The following is a 1,161-nucleotide window of genomic DNA, read 5'->3' as shown; positions in this document are numbered from 1 at the left end:
GGGCGCACCGGCCCACCGGCGCGGATCCGGGGCCCGCCGGGGCGGACCCGGGGGCCCACCGGCGCGGATCCGGGCCGGTCAGCCGCGCCAGCAGCGCTTCACGGTGCCGTCGTCCACCTCGAAGTCGATCCGCCCGCGCAGATACTCCATCGTGATGATCGCGCCCGGCGGAAGCGTCCGTACGGTGCTCCAGCCGCGTGTGCGCGCCCGCTCCTCGGCGGTCCGGGCATCGAGGCCCACATAGCTGTCGAGGTCGTCGTCGGGTTCGGCCGGATGGTTCGGTACAGGTCCCATGACGCCACCGTAGGTGGCTCTCCACGCGGGGCAAACCCAGAGTGGCGAAGGACTGCCACTGCCTCATGCCTCTCACGGCCGCCATTCGTCACACTTGTGTCACAGAAAACACGCCCGGGTTTGTGGGCGACTTCATCACTCTTCCGGGGCTTGTGTTGACCCCTCGAAGATGATTGCGAGTTTTCGTCGATATCCCGCGTCAAACGACCGGCTCCGGTATGGACGACCGGACACCGCCGACGTCTTTCGAGCAATTCGCACAGCGGCCGGAATAGCGCTGCCCGGACCCCTCCGGAGCACACAATTCCACCACAAATCGCCGGGGCCTCGGGGCCGAACGTCGAGGTTTACGCCCACCGGGACGCGGTACCCGCCGCCACCGGAGCCAACATGACTGACAGATCAGATGAAACCCCCGAAAAGACGGCGGCCGGCGGCCCGAGCCCGCTGGCACTCCTGCGTGCCGCCCGGGACCAGCTCGTCGAGCTGACCGGTCTGTACCCCGAGGCCCTCCCCCGTCTGGAGCGGACCGACGAGGGGTGGCTGCTGGAGGCCGAGGTGGTGGAGCTGGCCCGGGTGCCGGAGACGATGAGCCTGATGGCCCTGTACGAGGTGACTCTCGACCCGGACGGCCTGCTCACCGGATACCGCCGCCTCCGTCGCTATGAGCGCGGCCGGAGCGACCGCCGCTGACGGCGGCGCGCCGGACGCCCACCGACACGAGAGACATCTCGCGTGCGTAACAAGTCAAGCCGCCGTGGCCAGAGCCGCTGAAGGACCGGAGGTGAACGCGTGTTGCTCGTCGAAGAGCTGTCGGCTCTGCAGGCAGTGGTAGAGCTGTCCGATCATCCGGTTGAACAGGTGCCG

The 1,161-nt window shown here is 68.6% G+C and carries 2 protein-coding genes; one reads left to right on the top strand and one right to left on the bottom strand.

Annotated elements, in window-relative coordinates:
- Positions 1 to 78: 78 nt before the first annotated feature.
- Entirely contained in the window at positions 79 to 294 is a 216-nt protein-coding gene (locus KN815_RS49195; RefSeq protein WP_216348214.1) for an I78 family peptidase inhibitor, read from the bottom strand.
- 390 nt (positions 295 to 684) lie between these two features.
- On the opposite strand from KN815_RS49195, the gene gvpO reads away from it, so the two are divergent.
- Positions 685 to 987: a gas vesicle protein GvpO gene (gene gvpO, locus KN815_RS49190; RefSeq protein WP_216348213.1), complete on the top strand. Its 303-nt coding sequence runs from the start codon at positions 685 to 687 to the stop codon at positions 985 to 987.
- The last annotated feature ends 174 nt before the right edge of the window (positions 988 to 1,161 follow it).

The sequence above is a fragment of the Streptomyces niphimycinicus genome (genome assembly GCF_018883605.1).
GTDB lineage: Bacteria > Actinomycetota > Actinomycetes > Streptomycetales > Streptomycetaceae > Streptomyces > Streptomyces niphimycinicus.
Note: the sequence above shows the minus strand (reverse complement) of the source record. Positions and strands in the feature narration are given on the sequence as shown.